General features: G+C 59.5%; 17 protein-coding genes. 6 read left to right on the plus strand and 11 right to left on the minus strand.

Going from position 1 to position 19,618, the window contains the following annotated elements:
• Positions 1 to 4: 4 nt before the first annotated feature.
• On the plus strand, positions 5 to 319 hold the full coding sequence (locus ACFQZG_RS02480; RefSeq protein ID WP_378149687.1) for a Dabb family protein: 315 nt from the start codon (positions 5 to 7) through the stop codon (positions 317 to 319).
• Between the two features lie 165 nt (positions 320 to 484).
• On the opposite strand, the gene ACFQZG_RS02485 is transcribed toward ACFQZG_RS02480, so the two are convergent.
• Positions 485 to 1,066 (minus strand): CatB-related O-acetyltransferase, encoded by a 582-nt coding sequence (locus ACFQZG_RS02485; protein ID WP_378149689.1) that lies wholly within the window; start codon positions 1,064 to 1,066, stop codon positions 485 to 487.
• A 105-nt stretch (positions 1,067 to 1,171) separates the two neighbouring features.
• Positions 1,172 to 1,441, minus strand: coding sequence for a hypothetical protein (locus ACFQZG_RS02490; protein WP_378149690.1), 270 nt, complete (start codon positions 1,439 to 1,441; stop codon positions 1,172 to 1,174).
• A gap of 234 nt (positions 1,442 to 1,675) precedes the next feature.
• On the opposite strand from ACFQZG_RS02490, the gene ACFQZG_RS02495 reads away from it, so the two are divergent.
• Positions 1,676 to 2,023 carry a helix-turn-helix domain-containing protein gene (locus ACFQZG_RS02495; RefSeq protein WP_378149692.1) on the plus strand — a complete coding sequence of 116 codons (348 nt, stop codon included), beginning with the start codon at positions 1,676 to 1,678 and terminating at the stop codon, positions 2,021 to 2,023.
• Between the two features lie 15 nt (positions 2,024 to 2,038).
• Here the strand turns inward: ACFQZG_RS02495 and ACFQZG_RS02500 are convergent, their stop codons facing one another.
• A complete protein-coding gene (locus tag ACFQZG_RS02500) occupies positions 2,039 to 4,159 on the minus strand; it encodes an ATP-binding protein (protein ID WP_378149693.1) in 2,121 nt (706 codons plus the stop codon).
• 146 nt (positions 4,160 to 4,305) lie between these two features.
• Between ACFQZG_RS02500 and ACFQZG_RS02505 the strand changes: the two genes are divergently transcribed.
• From ACFQZG_RS02505 to ACFQZG_RS02515, 3 genes are all read left to right on the plus strand, one after another.
• Positions 4,306 to 5,055: a response regulator gene (locus ACFQZG_RS02505; RefSeq protein ID WP_378149695.1), complete on the plus strand. Its 750-nt coding sequence runs from the start codon at positions 4,306 to 4,308 to the stop codon at positions 5,053 to 5,055.
• Positions 5,056 to 5,141: 86 nt separating this feature from the next.
• Positions 5,142 to 6,008, plus strand: coding sequence for a class I SAM-dependent methyltransferase (locus ACFQZG_RS02510; protein ID WP_378149697.1), 867 nt, complete (start codon positions 5,142 to 5,144; stop codon positions 6,006 to 6,008).
• 40 nt (positions 6,009 to 6,048) lie between these two features.
• Positions 6,049 to 7,299, plus strand: coding sequence for a CapA family protein (locus tag ACFQZG_RS02515; RefSeq protein ID WP_378149698.1), 1,251 nt, complete (start codon positions 6,049 to 6,051; stop codon positions 7,297 to 7,299).
• A gap of 97 nt (positions 7,300 to 7,396) precedes the next feature.
• Here the strand turns inward: ACFQZG_RS02515 and ACFQZG_RS02520 are convergent, their stop codons facing one another.
• The gene (locus ACFQZG_RS02520; RefSeq protein ID WP_378149700.1) at positions 7,397 to 7,915 is read right to left on the minus strand and encodes a MarR family winged helix-turn-helix transcriptional regulator; all 519 of its coding nucleotides are present in this window, start codon (positions 7,913 to 7,915) and stop codon (positions 7,397 to 7,399) included.
• 190 nt (positions 7,916 to 8,105) lie between these two features.
• Here ACFQZG_RS02520 and ACFQZG_RS02525 point away from each other — a divergent pair, with 190 nt between their 5' ends.
• Positions 8,106 to 8,282 carry a hypothetical protein gene (locus ACFQZG_RS02525; RefSeq protein WP_378149702.1) on the plus strand — a complete coding sequence of 59 codons (177 nt, stop codon included), beginning with the start codon at positions 8,106 to 8,108 and terminating at the stop codon, positions 8,280 to 8,282.
• Here the strand turns inward: ACFQZG_RS02525 and gyrA are convergent.
• The 7 genes from gyrA to ACFQZG_RS02560 form a co-directional block, all read right to left on the minus strand.
• Positions 8,279 to 10,780 (minus strand): DNA gyrase subunit A, encoded by a 2,502-nt coding sequence (gene gyrA, locus ACFQZG_RS02530; RefSeq protein ID WP_378149703.1) that lies wholly within the window; start codon positions 10,778 to 10,780, stop codon positions 8,279 to 8,281. The genes ACFQZG_RS02525 and gyrA overlap by 4 nt on opposite strands.
• A gap of 203 nt (positions 10,781 to 10,983) precedes the next feature.
• Complete coding sequence (parE, locus tag ACFQZG_RS02535) at positions 10,984 to 12,957, minus strand: DNA topoisomerase IV subunit B (protein WP_378149704.1); 1,974 nt, start codon at positions 12,955 to 12,957, stop codon at positions 10,984 to 10,986.
• A 63-nt stretch (positions 12,958 to 13,020) separates the two neighbouring features.
• On the minus strand, positions 13,021 to 14,010 hold the full coding sequence (locus ACFQZG_RS02540) for an ABC transporter permease (RefSeq protein WP_378149705.1): 990 nt from the start codon (positions 14,008 to 14,010) through the stop codon (positions 13,021 to 13,023).
• Positions 14,003 to 14,974, minus strand: a complete 972-nt coding sequence (locus ACFQZG_RS02545; protein ID WP_378149707.1) for an ABC transporter ATP-binding protein — start codon at positions 14,972 to 14,974, stop codon at positions 14,003 to 14,005. Before ACFQZG_RS02545 ends, ACFQZG_RS02540 begins: the two co-directional genes overlap by 8 nt.
• Positions 14,975 to 15,000: 26 nt before the next feature.
• Entirely contained in the window at positions 15,001 to 15,813 is an 813-nt protein-coding gene (locus ACFQZG_RS02550; protein ID WP_378149708.1) for a GDSL-type esterase/lipase family protein, read from the minus strand.
• A gap of 154 nt (positions 15,814 to 15,967) precedes the next feature.
• Positions 15,968 to 17,767: an ABC transporter ATP-binding protein gene (locus ACFQZG_RS02555; protein WP_378149710.1), complete on the minus strand. Its 1,800-nt coding sequence runs from the start codon at positions 17,765 to 17,767 to the stop codon at positions 15,968 to 15,970.
• Entirely contained in the window at positions 17,764 to 19,566 is a 1,803-nt protein-coding gene (locus ACFQZG_RS02560) for an ABC transporter ATP-binding protein (RefSeq protein WP_378149712.1), read from the minus strand. The genes ACFQZG_RS02555 and ACFQZG_RS02560 overlap by 4 nt, the downstream gene beginning before the upstream one ends.
• Positions 19,567 to 19,618: the final 52 nt, after the last annotated feature.

The following is a 19,618-nucleotide window of genomic DNA, read 5'->3' on the forward strand; positions in this document are numbered from 1 at the left end:
TACGATGACACATCCGTTGAACGGCGGCATCATTCACTCCGTCATATTCAGCTTGAAGCACCCGCACGACTCCGAAGCGGAGCATCGCTTCCTCGAAGACGGAAGACGCATTCTGACCGCCATCCCGACCGTGAACGACTTCCGGGTGTTCCGGCAGACGAGTCCGAAGAACGACTATCGCTTCGGATTCTCCATGGTATTCAACGACCAAGCCGACTATGAAGCCTACAACGGCCATCCCGCCCACGTCGCCTTCGTGACCGAGCGTTGGGAAACCGAAGTCGAGCGCTTCCTGGAAATCGATTACGTAGCGCGTTAAAGGAGCTGTCCCTTAGTCATCGCATGAGATGACTAAAGGACGGATCTTCATTTCTTTACGCAAACAGGCTATTCAAGGGTAAGCCCTTGTATAGCCTGTTTGCGTTCATCTAGACATGATGTGAACCGTTTGCTTACTATGAGCCCGTCCTTTGGGACAACCCCTTCACAGGCTCTCTGAATATCGGAGGAACACGTCCAGATCGTCGTTAAGCAACAAGGGAACCGCGACTTCGATATCGGCCAGCTCCCAATCCCACCAACGAAGCTCGAGCAGCCGCGCGACGATGTCCGGATCGAATCGATAGCGCAACAATCGCGCGGGGTTGCCGCCGACGATGCCGTACGGCGGGACGTCTTTGGTCACCATCGCCCTGGCGCCGATGACGGCGCCGTCGCCGATTCGGACGCCGGACAGGATCGTCGCCCCGTCGCCCAGCCAGACGTCGTTGCCGATGACGACGTCGCCTTTCGTCCGGGGATGGCCCGGAATATACGACAAGGCGGGGACGAGCGCGTTGAACGGGTACGTCGTGACCCAGTCGGGGCGATGCTCTCCTCCGAGGAACACGGTTACGTTCTGCGCGATGGAGCAAAATTTGCCGATGCGAAGCACGGCGTTCTCGCCCCAGGACCGGATGGTCGGCGTTCCGTAGGTGAAAGCGCCCGCGATGAATTTATCTCCGAATCTCGGCGGCAGTTGGCTCTGCAGAACGGATAATAGCGGCGATGCGCGATCGCTCGTCATAGATACAACCTCCTTAGCGGTGCTACATACGTATGCAGCCGGCAAGGGGGTTGTTCGATGGCTATCGCCTTTTTTAGCTATCGCGGCGCAGGCGTCCTTGCTAGTTTACTTGTCCAACGCTTCCTTCGCGACGTCCACGAACATGTCGAACAAGTCGTCGTCTTGTTCCAACAGCTCGTCTACCGCAGATATTTCCTCTTCGCTTCCCGGCTCGTTGCTGAAGTTAAGCGCGTAATTCCAATCGTACTTGCCGTTATCGCTTTGCAGCGTAATTTCGTACGGCTGTTTATGGCCTTCAACCGCGAATTGGACGTGGCCGAGGTAGCCCTTGTCCTCGCTGTGTTTCATCGTCGCTTCGATCACTTGCACTTTCATGCATCGCATCTCCTTTTTGATGATACAATATGTAACTATAGGTGGCGTTCCTATGAACCCGATTACCCAACATATCGGAATAAAAGGGCGAATCCGCGAGCGAAAATGATTACAATCTTATAATTATTTGCATTCTGTTGCAGAAAACGCTTGCAAACCCCTTGACACGATACAAAACGTATCATAAATTTAATGTAGATTCTCAAGTAGCTTAGGTTCAAGGGGTTATTAACGATGACGATGGGAGAACGGTTGAGGGCGTTGCGGCTCCACAAGAAAATATCTCAGGAAGAAGTCGCGCGCTATATCGGCATTACGCGCTCTGCATACAGCCATTACGAAATCAATAATCGGCAGCCCGTATACGACACGCTCATTAAACTCGCCGCTTATTTCGACGTTTCCTTGGATTATATTATAGGCGGTACGATTGCCAAATCCAAATCCGAGTTGTCCGATTCGGCCGATACGCGCGAGGTGCTCGCGTTGCTTCAGCATATGAGCCGCGAGCAACGGGAGCAGTCGATTCATCTGCTGAAGGACATGATCCATCATGACAGGCGAACCGGAGAGAGCGGCTGACGCGAGGCGGAGAGCTTAACCCGCCGCATGTCTGGTTTCGCCGCTCGCCAGAGGAAGCCGGATCTCGAACCTGCCTCCTCCGCCCGGGCCGTTATAGGCACGGATCGCGCCGCCGTGCAGCTCGACGATCTCTTTGACGATCGCTAGGCCAAGACCGCTGCCTCCCGACTGCGAATGTCGGGATTTGTCGTTCCTATAGAACCGGTTGAAGAGATGCGGAATATCTTCGTCATCCAGCCCCGGACCGCAGTCCGCGACGACGAGCGACGCGTACCCCCCGGGCCGATCGGCTGAGATCGAGATCTCGATGCCGCCGCCTTCCGGCGTATAACGGACGGCGTTGTAGATCAGATTGGCGAACACCCGGTTCATTCTCTGAATATCGATCGACACGGTTAACGAGTCGATCCCCTCCTGCTCCAGTCTGCAATCGAATCCGATCCCCCGCTGTTCGAGCTCAAGTCCGTATTGCTCCAGCAACGTCTCCCGCCAATCCGAGAGCGCCAACCGATCGACGAGCAGCTCGACTTTCCGCGCCTCGAGCACGGATATCTCGAACAAGTCCTGAATGAGCGCGTCCAAGCCTTCGACCTTCGTCAGCATGAGACGGATCGTCGCGTCCCGTTGGCTTTCGTCCGTAATGACCCGGTCTCGCAGCGCTTCAAGGTAGCCTTGCAGCAACGTAATCGGCGTTCGCAAATCGTGCGAAATGTTGCTGACGAGCTGCCTTCGGGCGAGCTCCATCCGTTCGAGCTCCGACTTCGCCCGCTCCACTTCAGCGTAGGACCGCTGCAACTCTTCCGTTCTCTCGGCGATCTTGCGCTCGAGGGAATTGTTCCAATCGATCAGCTCGGCGGACATCGTCTCGACGCGTCCGTACGTCTGCGAGAACCGATGCGAGATAATGAAGGAATTCATGACGATCAGGAACAGCAAGCCGAACGACACGAGATCGATCGTGCGCCACCAGCCGTTATAGAACAGCATGTCGTTGACGATCGTTCCGAAAAATCCGGCGAACCCTACAAGAGCCAGCTTCGCCCCTTCTCGCCGGCGAACGCCGGATGCGATCAAGGCGACAAGCGTAACGACGCCGCATAGCAGAATATACGCCTGATAGACGATCAGACAAGAGGTGAAGAAGATCGGCGGCAGGACGGCCGTGAACAGCACGAGCGCCGCTGCGCCCCAACCGGCGGCGACGAACCAGGATCGTCGGATTTCCTCCGGATACATTCTCCGGAAATAACCGAACCCGGCCCACCCGCTAAGCACCAAAGCGATATATTCGGTGCGCAGCGACAACGTCCACGTATACCCCGGCATCCATTGCACGAGAAAGCCTTCCCCGATCATCCCCATCCGAAGGGCGACGAAAAGGCACAATAGCGTGAACAGCAAGTTCGCGATTTCCTGCCTTCGCAGGACGTACAGTCCGAAGTGATAGAAGCCGATCATGATCAAGCAGCCGAATACGATCAATTCCTGCGCTTCGTGGCGATAGTTCAAGCTCTTGATCTGGTCTTCGAGACCGATGACGAGCTCGGTGCGAATGCCGCCCCTGCGATGATCGTAATTGGATACGTACAGCTCGAGTTCGGTATTCGCCTTCGACGCGTCGAAGTAGACGGTCGCGGGCGCTTGGAACGGCGTCGTGCCCGCCTCGTCCGATCCGGCGACGCCGCGGGCGGCCGTTAGCTTCCCGTCGACGTACAAGCGATATGCGGTCGAGATATTCGGAACCCGAATCGCCATCTGAGCGTCCCTCGGCATGTGCTTGACCGTAAGCCGATAGACCGCATGGCCTTGATCCGACAGCTTCCGCCCGTCGCCGGTCGGCATCGTTCCCCACGTCCCCGGCACCTTGATCGTCGTCTCGCCGCTCTCGGAAGCGCCTTGTCCGAGGTCGTCCAGCCAAGCGAAACGCCATTGGCCGTTCAACGGCACGACGCCTTCCCGTTCCCAATCCCGCTCCGACAAGTCGATGACGCCGTTCGCCGCTGCCGGGGCAGGTTCTTGGCCGCCGCTCTTGCCCTCGATCGCCGCGCAGCCGGTGACGACGAAGACGAGCGCCAGCCAAATGGCCGCCCGCAGGCTTAGCTTCGTCAATCTCGTCCCGCCGCTTCGTTCCTTCACGTCCGCACGCTCCCTCGATATCCCTAGATATCCAATCCGTCCCAGCGTTCTATTCGAACGTCATTGTAACGGTGGATTGCTTACACGTCAACGCTTTCGTTATAATAAGCGTGATAGTCAGGCGCAAAGATACGGGGGAATCGCGATTGAAGGAGTCTGCGGCCAACATTCTCGTCGTGGATGACGAACGGGAGATTACCGAACTCATTTCTCTATACTTGCAAAGAGAAGGCTTCGGCGTGCATATAGCCCATAACGGAGAAGACGCGCTACGGATCGCGGGGACGCTGATGCCGGATCTTATTATTCTCGACGTGAATCTCGGGCTTACGGACGGCATCGAAGTATGCCGGCAACTGCGCCGGAGCGCCTGCGCCGACGTGCCGATCGTGTTCCTTAGCTGCAAAGGCGAAGATAACGACATTATCCGGGGCCTATCCGAGGGCGGAGACGACTATATCACGAAGCCGTTCAGCCCAAGCCAGCTCGTCGCCAGAATCCAAGCGCACTTGCGCAGGCGCCGCACCCGCGAGCGAACCGCGGAAGAACCGGCGCCGACGCTGCTGTTCGGCGAATTGGAGATCGATTACCGAAGCCTGGAGGTTCGGCTCGGCGGCGAACGCTTGAACTTATCCGTCAAGGAATTCGAGCTGCTGTCCGTCCTGGCCCGCGAACCGAACCGGGTATTCCCGCTCGAGGAGCTGTACCGCCGCGTATGGCATTCCGAGAGCATGGGCGATACGCGGACGCTCATGGTGCACGTCAGCAATCTTAGAAAGAAGCTGGAGCTCGACCCCGCCCGGCCGCGCTGGATCCGGACGGTCCGCGGATTCGGCTACCGGTTCGCTCCGGACGCGCCGAGCGAAGACGATCCTGCCTGCGCCGAACACGCGTAATCGGCTAGAGCGCCGAGATGTAGAAGATTTATTAAGTTAGCCACACCATTCGATCAGACGATCAACGCAAAGGAAGTATACACAAGATGCAGATGGCACGGGATTGGCAAGATTACGAACTACTGGATACCGGAAACGGCGAGAAGCTGGAGCGCTGGGGAGACGTCGTGCTGCGGCGCCCCGATCCTCAGATCATTTGGCCGCTCGTCTCCGAGAACGATGCTTGGCGCAAAGCCGACGGCCACTACCACCGCAGCAACAGCGGCGGCGGCCAATGGACGTTCCGCAAGACGCTGCCCGAGCGCTGGAGCATTTCGTACGGCCCGCTCAAATTCCATATTAAGCCGACGAGCTTCAAGCATACCGGCCTGTTCCCCGAGCAAGCGGTGAACTGGAGCTGGATGATGGACAAGATTCGGGGCGCGGGACGCCCGATCCGGGTGCTCAATCTGTTCGCGTATACCGGCGGCGCCACCGTCGCCGCGGCTTCGGCGGGCGCGGACGTCTGCCACGTGGACGCCGCCAAAGGCATGGTTCAATGGGCGAAGGAGAACGCGCAGCTGTCCGGCCTCGCCGACGCGCCGATCCGTTATATTACGGACGACGTCTTCAAGTTCGTGCAGCGCGAGGAAAGACGCGGCCGCCAGTACGAGGCGATCATCATGGATCCGCCTTCTTACGGCCGCGGTCCGAACGGGGAAATGTGGAAGCTGGAAGAGAACCTGTTCCCGTTCCTGGAATCGTGCCTATCGATCTTGTCGGATCGCCCGTTGTTCATTCTGGTCAACTCGTATACGACCGGATTGTCCCCGACCGTTCTGCGCAACTTGCTGCATATGTCCATCGGCCGCAAATTCGGCGGCAAGCTCGATTGCGGCGAGATCGGGTTGCCGATTACGCGCAGCGGGCTGACGCTGCCTTGCGGCATTTACGGCCGTTGGGAGAGCGAATAATCCGCGCGTCTTCGCTAAGTCGTCCGTTGGAGCGTGAGTCGTGAACATCTTCCGCATGAACGCATGGGTCTTAGGCATCGCGCTGATCGCGCTGCCGCTCGGCGCATGCTCGGACGGCAAGCCGAACGCCTTGCCGTCGCCCGGGCAGTCCGCATCGCCGGCCGATCCCCGGGCGACGGAGACGGCAACCGCTTCATCTCCCGAGGCCACCCCGACCCAGGAAGCGCCTCGGGTGCATGAATCGACGCTCGTCGCGGTCGGAGACATCATGGTTCACTCTCCTCAGCTGCCCGCTTATTACGATAGAGCGAGCAACCGGTATACGTTCGATCCTTGGTTCGAGCAAGTGAAACCGATTCTGCAAGCGGGCGATTGGGTGTTCGGCAACATCGAGACGCCGCTGGCCGGCCAAGCGTTGAAGTATTCGGGATACCCCCGCTTCAACGCGCCGCCCGAGCTTGCCGACACGCTCGTCCGCGCCGGCTTCCAGATCGTATCGACGGCGAACAACCATACGATGGACCGCGGTTTTCCAGGCGTCGTTCGCACGCTCGACCATGTCAGGAAAGCCGGTCTCGTGCCGGTCGGAACCGCCGTCGATCCGAACGACGCGAAGCGGCTCGTCATCGAAGAGCGCAATGGCATCCGCATGGGCTTCCTCGCGTATACGTACGGGACGAACGGCATTCCCGTTCCCGAAGACAAGCCGTTCGCCGTCAACCTCATCGATTCCGCGGCGATACGCGCAGGGATCGCATCGCTGCGCGAGGCAGGTGCCGACGTGGTCACGGTGTCGCTGCACTTCGGCCAAGAGTACCAGCGGATGCCGAGCGAGCATCAGAAGAAGCTCGCGAGAGAACTGATCGCTGCCGGAGCCGACATCGTCCTCGGCTCTCATCCTCACGTCGTTCAGCCGTACGAACGGTTTCACGTTTCCGCCTCCGGGAGCGGGGACGATCCGGAGCGGGAAGGCGTCGTCGTCTATTCGATGGGCAACTTCGTCTCCAATCAGTCCGGCGACTGGAAAGACGTCGGCCTTATCTTCGGCATAAGCGTCAAGAAGACCGTGCACCCGGACGGATCCTCCCGGATCGAGCTCGGGCAAGCGACGACGACGCCGACTTGGGTGCATATCAAGACGGTCGGCAAGCTTCGGCATTATACCGTTATCCCTATGGAGCAAGCGCTGGCTTCCCGGAACGTACCGGGATTGACCGCTCAAGACTATGCGAAGATGGAACGGCTGCTCGCGGGCATGAACGAGCATCTGACGCGCGACGTGGACGAGTAGAGTCGGATCCTATACCTGCGATATGCAAGAAGGGCTGTCCCCCGGCGGGACAGCCCTGTTCTATTCGTTCCTAATAACGCGTCACCTACCGCGCACGTTATACCGCAGACGACTCAACGCCGTTCTCGGACGTCTCTGCCGCGTTCCCCGACGATTCCGAGGGCGTCGCCGCTTGCGGCTTCGCGGCCGCCGGAGAAGTCGATTCGCGCGTTCCTGCGACTTTGCCGAACAAGTAGACGAGCAACTGACGGTTGTGGCTCGACACGCGGTCGAGCGATCGCCCGACGATCGCGTTGCGCACGTTCACTCCCCGTTCGACCTCGGAGCGGCCGAGCGCCGTCATCGTCACCCAGACGATGCGCCGGTCTCCTTCGTCCCGATTCCTCTCCACCAATCCGTTGCGTTCCATTCGGTCGAGCAGCGTCGTGATCGCGGCCGGCGTCGTCTCCAAGTACGGGAGCAGCTCGGACGGCTTCATCGGCTCGTACGCTTGCAACAGCTCCAGCACTTCCAGTTGGCCGACCGTCAGTCCGGGGGCCAGCTCCTCTTCCATCTGCGTATTCCAATCCTTCGTGAGCTTCGACCAGCTTTTCACAAATTCCGCCGCATTTTCCATGGGTACGCCCCTTTCATCCCGAACGATGCCTTCTCTTTTATTATACTTAGGGGCCATGTCGAAAGATAGTTTAACGCGATTAATTATTTCCGACACCGTACCTCACGTTCGCGAACGCTGCGACAATTCGTGACATATGCTAGTAGGATATTATGGTGAATGACGTAGGATAAGCTAGGGGGCATGCACAATGGCTACCGCGGACGAAAAAATCAAAATGATCGGCAGGATGGCGCAAAACGCCGGATTAATCGAAGACCCGCAGTGGCTCGACCGGCTCAATGAGCCGGTGCCGCTGTGGGTCGTGTTGGACCTGCTATTGAAATGGATCGATCGAACCGAGCCGGGTAGCGGCCCTTACGATTAATCGTTCGACTTCGGAACCGGAAGCGGCTTCCTGAACGTATCGATCAGCGAATCTCCGCGTTCGATCGCCGTCATCTGCTTGCCTTGGCCTCTGCGATCGTCGATCGGCGTTCCTTCCGAGGAGAACTCCGACAACGTTCCGCCGGCGGAGAGCGCGAGCAAGCCGACGGCTTCTTTGACGAGGAAGCCGGCGATCAGCTTCGTGCCGTTCGGCTTCACCCGCTTGCCTTCCTTGAACTCGAACGTCTGGATGCCCTTGCCGCCCCGTCCCTGGATCGGATAATCGAGCAGCAGCGAGCGCTTCGCGTAGCCGTGATCCGAGACGACGAGCACTTCGCCTTCGTCCCCTTCGACCTGGAACGCGTCGGCGACGCCGTCGTTCTCCTTCAGGACGATGCCTCTCACGCCGCCCGCAACCTTGCCTTGCAGGCTCACTTCCGCTTCGCCGAACCGAATGCTCATCCCTTGCTCCGTTATGAGCATCAAGTCGGACTGAGCGTCGGAGCGGAATACTCTGATGATCTCGTCGCCGTCCGATACTTTGCAGGCGGCGATCGCCATATTGCGGGACGTCGCGTATTCGGTGAGCAGCGTCCGCTTCACTTGGCCTCGCCTCGTCACGAAGACGAGCACGGGTCCGGAAGCCTCTCCCGCGCCTTCCCCATCCGAGGACGAAGCGGTCAATTCCGCCGGTTTGGCGGTAATGACGCCGACGATGCGGTCGTCCTTGGCCAAGCCCGGCAGCAAGTTGACGATCGCGGTGCCGGTATCCTTCCACTTGAACTCCGGAATCTGATGGACCGGCAGCAGGTAATATTGCCCCTTCTGCGTGAAGATGAGCAACGGATCGAGTGTGCTTACGCCGAGGCTGTAGCGAATGACGTCGCCTTCCTTCACGCCCGCGCTGTCCATCTCTCCGCCGGAGCGCGTGAACGACAGCAGGCTCGTGCGCTTCGCGTAGCCTTCGCGGCTGAGCGTCACGATGACGTCTTCCGCCGGCACCGTCACCTCGAGGTTGACCTTGAGCTCTTCGACCTCTCCTTGGATGAGCGACCTGCGATCGATGCCGAACTTGTCGCGAATTTCCGTCAGCTCGTCCTTAATGACGCCGAGCAGCTTGCGCGGGCTATCCAAGATGGCGCGCAATTGCGCGATCTTCTTCAGTGTGTCCGCGTGCTCCTTCTCGAGCTGCGTAATCTCGAGATTGGTGAGCCGGTACAGCTGGAGCGTCAAGATCGCGTCGGCTTGGCGTTCGGTGAAGCCGTATTCGGCGACCAGGTTGTTCTGCGCGTCCTGTCTGTTCTTGGACCGCTTGATCGTCTCGATGACCTGATCGAGGATGTTCAGCGCCTTGACGAGACCTTCGAGGACGTGGGCGCGATCTTCCGCCTTCTCCAGATCGTACTGGGTACGATGGGTGACGACTTCCTTCTGGTGCTCGATGTACGCGTCGAGCATCGCCTTGATGCCGAGCTGCCGCGGCGCCTTGTTGACGATCGCGACCATGTTGAAGTTGTACGTCGTCTGCAGATCGGTCTTCTTAAGCAGGAACGCCAGGATGCCTTCGGCGTCGGCTTCCTTCTTCAGCTCGACGACGATGCGAAGACCGTTGCGGCCGCTCTCGTCGCGAACTTCCGCGATGCCCTCGACCTTCTTCTCCATCCGGAGGTTGTCGATGGCGTTTACGAGCTTCGACTTGACGACCTGGTACGGAATTTCCGTGACGACGATCTGTTGCTTGCCGCCGCGGAGGTCCTCGATCGCCGTCTTCGAACGCAAGTAAATGCGGCCTTTGCCGGTTTCGTACGCTTCCCGGATGCCGTCTTCGCCCATAATGAGACCGCCCGTCGGAAAATCGGGTCCGCGAACGATCGTCATCAGCTCGGCAACGGTAATGTCGGGCTTGTTCATGACGGCGATGCAAGCGTCGATGACTTCACGCAGATTATGAGTCGGAATTTCGGTGGCGAAGCCGGACGAGATGCCGCTGACGCCGTTGACGAGCAAGTTCGGGTAACGCGCCGGCAGCACGACCGGCTCCTTCGTCGTGTTATCGAAGTTGTCCTTGAACTGGACGGTGCGCTTCTCGATGTCGCGCAGCAGCTCCATGGCGATCCAGGACAGCCTAGCTTCGGTATACCGCATCGCCGCGGCCGGATCGTCGTCCATCGAGCCCCAGTTGCCGTGGCCGTCGACGAGCATGTGCGCCATTTTCCAAGGCTGCGCCATCCGGACCATGCCTTCATATATCGACGAGTCACCGTGCGGATGATAGTTGCCCATGACGTCGCCGACGGTCTTCGCGGACTTGCGGTAAGGCTTGTCCGGGGTGTTGCTCGAGTCGTACATGGCGTATAGGATACGGCGTTGCACGGGCTTCAAGCCGTCGCGAACGTCGGGAATGGCGCGGTCTTGAATGATGTATTTGGAATAGCGTCCGAAGCGGTCGCCTACGACCTCTTCCAGGAACGCCGGCAAAAAGTTCTCCAGTAGGCTCACAAAACTTCCCCCTCAACTTTCACGGAATTTGAAAATGCGATGGTTAAGGCGCAAGCGCGAAGGAGTGAAATGTCCGTGGAGAGCGAAGCGGCCGCTTTTCGAGTCAAGTTGCTTCCTCTGACCATACATCCAAGCAACTTGACGAGAATGGCGGCGGAACGGATATTTCAACTCCGTAGTGCGACTAACGCCGAACGAAACCGCTATTCTTCGTATTCCGTAAAGTCGACATTTTCGATAATCCATCGTTTTCTCGGATCGACCTTGTCTCCCATCAGCGTCGTGACGCGGCGTTCCGCCTTGGCGGCGTCCTCGATCTGGACTTGCAGGAACGTGCGCGTTTCCGGATTCATCGTCGTATCCCATAGCTGGTCGGGATTCATCTCGCCAAGACCTTTATAGCGCTGCAGCTCGGCGTTCTTGCCGAACTCCTTCAGGTAGTTGTTCAACTGCTCGTCCGTCCACGCGTAGCGGATCGTCTCCAGCTTGCCCGACTTGCGGGTGATCTTATAGAGCGGCGGCTGGGCGATGAACACTTTGCCGGCGTCGATGAGCGGCTTCATGTACCGGTAGAAGAACGTCAGCAGCAGCACCTGGATGTGCGCGCCGTCCGTGTCCGCGTCGGTCATGATGACGATCTTCGCGTAGTTGCATTCCTCGACGTCGAATTCGGAGCCGATGCCGGCGCCGATCGCGGCGATGATCGCCTTGTACTCGTCGTTCTTCAGAATGTCGAGCAGCTTCGCCTTCTCGGGGTTCATCGGCTTGCCCTTCAGCGGCAATATCGCCTGGAACTTCGAGTCGCGCCCCTGCTTCGCGGAGCCGCCGGCCGAATCGCCTTCGACGATGAACAGCTCGTTGCGGGAATGGTCCTTCGATTGCGCGGGGGACAGCTTGCCGCCGAGGCTGGCGCTCTCGCTCTTCTTCTTGCCGCTGCGGATTTCCTCGCGCGCCTTGCGCGCCGCTTCGCGGGCTTTGGAAGCTTGGACGGATTTGCGGATGAGCGAGCCGCCCACTTGCGGGTTCTCTTCGAGGAACACCGCCATCTTCTCCGCGACGATCGCGTCGACGGCGCCGCGCGCGGACGCGCTTCCGAGCTGGTCTTTCGTCTGGCCGACGAATTCGACCTCCGCCATCTTGATGTTGATGACGGCCATGAGCCCTTCGCGCAGATCGTTGCCCTCCAGGTTCTTGTCCTTCTCCTTGAGCTGGCCGATCTTGCGCGCGTATTCGTTCATGACGCGGGTGTATGCCGTCTTGAAGCCGGTCTCGTGCGTACCGCCGCCGCGCGTCGGAATCGAGTTGACGAACGAAGCGATCGTCTCCGTGTAGCCGTCGTTGTACTGCAGCGCGATCTCGACCTCGATGTCGTCCTTCTCCGCGTAGAAGTGAATGACGTCGTGCAGCACCGTCTTCTCTTCGTTCAGGAACTGGACGAATTGGCGCGCCCCGCCGTCGTAATGGAACGTGTCTTCCTTGCCCGAACGCTCGTCCTTCAGGTTCACCTTCAGGCCGGAGTTCAGGAAGGCGATCTCCTGCAACCGCTCCGAGAGCGTATCGTAGTTCATGCTGATGTGGCCGTGGAACACCTTCACGTCCGGCTTGAACGTTACCTTCGTTCCGGTACGGTTCGTGTTGCCGATGATCTGCAGACCGGAAGTCGTCTCGCCGACGTGCTCTTTGCCGCTGCCGTCGACCCACGTCTCGAAGCGCATCCGATGGATTTTGCCTTCGCGATAGATTTCGACTTCCAGCCACTCCGACAGCGCGTTCGTGACGGATGCGCCGACGCCGTGCAAGCCGCCGGATTTCTTGTATCCTCCTCCGCCGAACTTGCCCCCGGCGTGCAGCATCGTGAAGACGACCTGCGGCGTCGGGATGCCGGTTTTGTGCATCGCCGTCGGAATGCCCCGGCCGTTGTCCTGCACCGTGACGGAATTGTCTTTATGTACGGTGACGTCGATTTTGTTGCAAAACTTGCCGAGATGCTCGTCCACCGCGTTGTCGACGATTTCCCATAGCAGATGATGCAACCCGGACGACGTCGTGCTGCCGATATACATGCCCGGTCTTTTGCGTACGGCGGTTAAGCCTTCGAGCACCTGGATATCGTCGGCGCCGTATTCGCTGCCCCCCGCCGCGCTTGATGCCGCGAACAGGTCCAATTGATCGGTCAAGGATGATCCCCCTTGCTAGTCTAGAGCGCCCGAACGCAATTCGGACGCGTTACCGTACCTATTCTAATTCATTACGTCTTGCTTCGTAAAGACGAAGAAAGACGCGAAGAGAGCGGCAGCTCCCCAAATGCCGAGCACCGCCAGCGAAAAACCGAGCGTCATGCCCTCGATCGGGGGCGGCGTGCCCCGCAAATACGCGCTCAGCTCGAGGTTGACGTTGAACAAGTATTTGGCGCTCGTCCACGAAGACGCCATCGCGGACAGGATCGTGCCGGCGATGATCGTCGCCATCATCGTGACGAAGCTTGCCGCCGTGCTGCGAACCAGCACCGACACCATGAGCGCGATGATCGCCACGATCATGGCGGAGAACCAGACGAGCCCCGCTTGCATGAGCACGTAGACGCCTTGCGTCACGGCGTGCACATTGGTCGTGTCAACCGCCGAGCCGTACACCTTGAATCCGACGAACACCGGCGCCTCCCAGCCCGAATACCCGAACACGAGCCCGGATATCGCATAGCAGAGCGCGATCGTCGTCACGATAATGAGCGATACGTAGAGCGACAACGTAACTAGCTTCGATAGAAGGATGCGCCATCGTCTTACCGGCCGCGTCAGCAGCATCTTGATCGTTCCGGTCGATCGCTCCGAAGAGACGAGGTCCGACGCGATCGCGAGCACCATAAGGGGAATGAACAGATTAACGGCGTTATCCAAGAAAGTTTTCGTAAACGTTACCGCGTTCGGCGTCTGCGGGTTGACGTCATGGTCGAGATAATATTGCAACTGCTGGACGAGAGCCTTGCGCCATTGCTTCCATTCCTCCGGGATCCGGTCGCTGGAGAGCGCCCGCGTATTGTCGGAGATGCGGCTCTGCAGCTCGGCGCGCCAATCTTCCTTGTACTTGTCCGCGCTGTTCTGGGCGATCTTCATCTGCGCGTACACGAAGACGGGAATCAGAATAAGCAGGATGAGGACGATGACGGCGAACCGTTTTTTCTTCCACACCTTAAGCGTTTCGTTCTGCACGAGCGCGAGCATGTTACCCAATCGTCTCACCTTCCGTCAGCTTCAGGAATAACTCCTCCAGCGAAGGAGCGACGCGCTGCACCGACTTGACGCCGATGCCCGCCGCGACCAGCTTGCTTACCAATATGGGCACCCGTTCCTCCTCGACGACGGTGACGATCGCGTCTTGCCACCCGCTCGTCAGCGATTCGTCGATCCGGTGCTCGTCGTCCGGTACGATGCGAATGTCCGATTCCGTCCCGAACAATTGCCTCGTATCGTCCGGTTTGTCTACCTGCCATACCGTATAAGTCCCCGCCTGCGACACGAGCGCGTCGACTTCTCCGACGGCGATCACTTCCCCGTGCGCGATAATGGCGACGCGGTCGCACATGAGCTGAATCTCGCTCAGCAGATGGCTCGAGATGAACAGGCTCATGCCGGACTCGGACAGCATCCGGATGAATTCCCGAAGCTCCTTGATCCCCTTCGGGTCAAGGCCGTTCGTCGGTTCGTCCAAGATGAGCAGCTTCGGCCTGCACAGCAGCGCCTGCGCGATGCCGAGACGCTGGCGCATGCCGAGCGAATACGTCTTGACCTTGTCGTGAATGCGCTGGCCGAGCGCGACGATGTCGACGACTTCCGCGATTCTCTCGCGGCTAATGCCGGACTGCATACGGGCGAAATGCTCGAGATTCTCCCATCCCGTCATGAAGCTGTACATCTCGGGATTCTCGACGATGCAGCCGATATGGGACAGCGCGCGCTCCGGATGATCGCCGATATCGTCGCCGCAGATGAGAATCCTGCCTTCCGACGGCTTGACCAGGTCGACGAGCATTCGGATCGTCGTCGTTTTGCCGGAGCCGTTCGGACCGAGGAATCCGAAGATTTCCCCCGCGTACACGTCGAACGACACGTTGCGAATGATCGGCTTGCGGCCGATGTTCTTCTTCAAGCCTTGCACGGACAATACGATGTCCCGCCGCGCCTCTGTGACTGTCATCTCAGCTCTCCCTTTCGGCCCTGCCTCTAATCGAGCGCTTGAACGATACGTTCCGCGATGCGGTCATACCCTTCCGCGTTCGGATGGAAATGGTCTTGCGACAAGTACCGTTTCACGTGCGTCTCGAACAGATCATACGTAGGAACGACGGTCGCGTTCCCGTCGGCCGCCGCCAATGCGTACGCCGCCGCGTTCCACGCGGCGACGACCGCGCTGCCGCTTCGCATCTCCGGCAGATCGAAGAACGGATTGTACAGCCCGACGTACACGATGCGGGCGTTGCCGTTCAGCTCCCGAAGCTTCTTGAATACTTCCTCGAGCTTCGGCGTAACTTCCGGAAGCCGCTCCTCCAGTTGCTCGACCGAGATGTCGCCGCCTTCGGCGATCGATCCGCCGTCCTGCGCGATCTGGAACAGATCGTTGCCGCCGATCGTGAACAGGATCAAGTCGGACTTGGCGATCGCGTGCCGGTAACCGGTCTGATCGAGACCGGCCAGCAGCTGCGGCGCTCTCGCGCCGTTCACCGCCAAGTTGTTCACGAGCGTTACCGGCTTGTTCAGCCGGTCCCCGAGCCGCTCGGTCACGCGCTTCGCGTAACCTTGTCCGGTCGCGTCGCCGACGCCGTTCGTGAGCGAGTCTCCGAGCGTCGTCACGAACAGCTCGGACTTGTCCGCCCAGGCTCCGCCTGTCGATTCCTGCGCGGGAGCTTCCGGAATGACGAGTCCGTCTTGCGGAAACCACGTATCCCGGAGCGCCCAGCCGAAGCCGACGAGCAGCGCGCATAAGCACGCGAGCGTCGTCGCGCCTAACGTTCGCCATAGCCAGTTGCCCGATTTCATCCGTTATCTCTCCTCTGCCGCGCCGTTCGGTTATGAATTGCCGTAATTATCCTTCTGATCTACACGATAACGGTTCTTTCGCGGATTATCAAATGTCCATGCGCGCAAAAGCCCGGCTGCGGCAAGCGCAACCGGGCTAACGATGGAAAACGGATCAGGCGGATAAGTATCTGTATTGCGCTTCGACCAAGCTCCGATAGTGGCCCGGACGCTTCATCAGCTCTTCGTGGCTGCCCTGGTCGACAACGACGCCGTGATCGAGCACGACGATCATGTCGGCATGGCGGATCGTCGACAGCCTATGCGCGACGATGAACGACGTACGGCCTTGCAGCAGCGTCGACAGCGCCTCCTGGATGCGAAGCTCCGTCTCGGTGTCGATGCTCGCCGTCGCTTCGTCGAGCACGAGAATGCGCGGATCGGCGAGCAAGGCCCGCGCGAACGAGAGCAACTGCCGCTGTCCGACCGACAGCGCGTTGCCTCTCTCCTGCACTTCCGTGTCGTACCCGTCCGGCAGCATCGAGATGAACTCGTGCGCCCGAACCGACCGCGCGGCCGCTTCCACTTCCGCGTCCGTCGCTCCCGGGCGGCCGTAGCGGATATTGTCCCGGATCGTGCCGGAGAAGATGAACGTGTCCTGAAGCACGATGCCGATCTGCGATCGCAGACTATCGATCGTGACGTCCCGTACGTCTATGCCGTCCAGCAGGACGCGTCCCTCGACCGTGTCGTAGAACCTGCAAAGCAGATTAACGATGGTCGATTTTCCCGAGCCCGTGTGACCGACGAGCGCTACCGACGTACCCGGCTTCACGTCGAGGTTGATGCCCTTCAGCGCCGGGCGGTCCGCCTCGTAGCCGAACGTCACGTTATCCAGCTTCACGCGCCCTTCGATCTGCTCCAGCTTAACGGCGCCTTCCTTCTCGGGGACGGCCGGCCGCTCGTCCATGAATTCGAAGATCCGCTCCGCCGACGACATCGAGATGAGCAGCTGCGAATACATTTGCCCGAGCCGCGTGATCGGCTCCCAGAAGCTGCCGACGTAAGTTATGAACGCGACGAGCGCGCCGACGGTCATGAAATCGTTCTTGATCAGATACGTTCCGTACAGCAGCAAGATGAGCGTGCCGATCGCCGACGTGATCTCGATGACCGGGCCGAACAGCTGGTTATACGCCGAGGCGCGGTTCCAGGAGCGGATGTTGCTCGAGTTCATGTTGTCGAAGTATCCGATGTTCTCGCGCTCCTGCGCGAACGCCTGCGTGACCCGGATGCCTTGGATGCTCTCGTTCAAGTGCGCGTTGATGCGCGATTGCTTGATCCGCACCACTTGCCAGGCCATCCGGATCGTGCGCCGCAGCTTCGAGGAGACGACGAACATGATCGGAACCGTAATCATGACCGCGAGTCCGAGCTTCGGTTCCATGAAGAGCAGGATGATCGTAATGCCGATGAGCTGGACGATATCGATGATCGTATTGATGACGCCGTTCGTGAACACGTCCTGCAGCGAGTTGACGTCGTTCGTCACCCGCACGAGCACGGAGCCCGCGGGCCGCTTGTCGAAGAAGCGGAACGACAGCGATTGAATATGCTTGAACAACGCCGACCGCAGGTCGAAAATCACTTTTTGCCCCAGCTCGTTCGTCTTCTTGATCGTGTAGTGCTGCGCCCACCATCGCATGCCGTACATCGCGAGCATCGAGAGCACGATCGCGAGGAGTAGACTCGTGCTCTTGTCCCCGTCCTTCGGCTGGATCGCTTGGTCGATCGCTTGGTACATCAGATACGGAATCGCGAGCCGTGACAGCATGCCGAACACCGTCATGACGAAGGTGACCGCGATGACTTCTTTCCGGTACGGCTTCACGAACGAGAACAGCCTGCCGATCTGCTTCCAGTTGAACGGCTTCTCGATTAGATCGTCGTCTTGGTATACGAATTGGCGACTCATCCCGTCACCCGCCTTTCCATGCCTCCGGCCTGCGCGGCCGGCAGATCGTCCAGCTCCTCCGGACGGTCCGCGTATTGGATCCGGTACGTCTCCCGATACAGTCCGGGCTGCTTGATCAGCTTGTCGTGAATGCCGCGCTGCACGATGCGGCCGCGGTCGAGCACGACGATCTCGTCGGCGTGCCGCATCGAAGAGATGCGGTGGGCGATGACGAACACGGTGCGGCCGGCCATTACCTCGCGGATCGATTGCTGGATGAGATGCTCGGTCTCCATGTCGAGGGCGCTCGTCGCGTCGTCGAGCACGAGAATGCTCGGTTTGCGCAGCAGCGCGCGGGCGATCGCGATCCGCTGCTTCTGACCGCCCGACAAGCCCATGCCGCGTTCGCCGACGACCGTATCGTAGCCGAGCGGCAGCTCGCGAATGAAGCCGTCCGCCTGCGCCAGCCTGGCCGCCTCCTCGATCTGTTCCATCGACGCGTCCGGCACGCCGTAGCTGATATTCTCCTTGATCGTCGTCGAGAACAGGAACGACTCCTGGAAGACGACCGCGATGCGGCTTCTTAGGCTTTCGAGCTCGATATGGCGCACGTCGACGCCGTCGATCGTGACCGAGCCTTCCCCGACGTCGTAAGCCCGCAGCAGCAGCGCGACGGCGCTCGTCTTGCCGGAGCCGGTGCCGCCGAGCAAGCCGATGACCGAGCCGGAAGGCGCGTCTAGTTCGAAGCCGAGCAGCGCCGAAGGTTGATTCGGCGTGTTCGCGTACCGGAAGCTGACGTCGTCGAAGCGGACGTGCCCCTTCATCGCCTCGTCTTCCAGCACGAGGCTTTGCTCCGCGTTCTTAACGGACACATGCTGGTTCAGCAGCTCGAGCAGCCGTTCGCCCGATGCCTTGGACTGCGTATAAGCGTTGATCTGGAAGCCGAGCGACCAGAGCGGCGCCACGACCATGCCGAGCATGCCGTTGAGCGCGACCAGCTCGCCAAGAGTAAGTGAACCGTCTATGACGCGCCAGCCGCCGCCGAGCAGCATCGCGGCCACGCTCAGATTGGCGATGAACTCGATCAGCGGAAAATATTTCGCCCACACGTCCGCCAGCTGCAAATGCCGGTCGCGGTAGTCTTCGTTGCCGACTTCGAACTTCTCGAGCTCGAACGGTTCTCTGGCGAACGACTTGACCGTGCGGACGCCGGTGATGTTCTCCTGCACGCTGACCGTCAGGCGGCTGACCGCGACCCGGATCGAACGGAACACCGGGTGGATGCTCTGCTCGAAGCGGATCGCGATGAATCCGATGACCGGCACGATAACGAGAATCATGAGCGTCAGCTTCCAATCGATGAAGAACATCATCGTGAAGCCGAACAGGAGCAGGAATCCGGTATTGAGCAGCTGCGCGAGCCCGAAGCCGATGAAGTTGCGGATGCCCTCGATATCGGCCGTCAATCGGGACATCAGGTCGCCGGTGCGCGCGGAGTCGTAATAAGTGAAGGATAAACGCTGCAGCTTCTCGTAGCAGCTGTTGCGCAGCCGGTAAGCAAGGCGGTTGCCGACTCGGGAGCCGCTGAAGCCGTGCACGTACTGGAAGCTCGCTTTGAGGATGATAATGCCGACCGCTCCGAACGCGAGCCCGGCGACGCCGCCGTATTCGCCCGGTACGATCATTTCGTCGATTAGCGTTTTAAGGAGAAGAGGATACGCCAAGCCTAGCGCCGTCGCGATCGCTAACCCGATGACGGAGCCGAGCAAGAACTTTTTGTCTTGCCAGAAGAACCCTTTTAAAGCGCGAAAAACGTCCAAGATAATCCTCCTCTCGTTGCTTACCTCGGCAGTTTAACGCATTAAAATACGA

It is taken from the genome of Cohnella sp. GCM10027633 (genome assembly GCF_042675445.1).
Taxonomy (GTDB): Bacteria; Bacillota; Bacilli; order Paenibacillales; family Paenibacillaceae; genus Cohnella.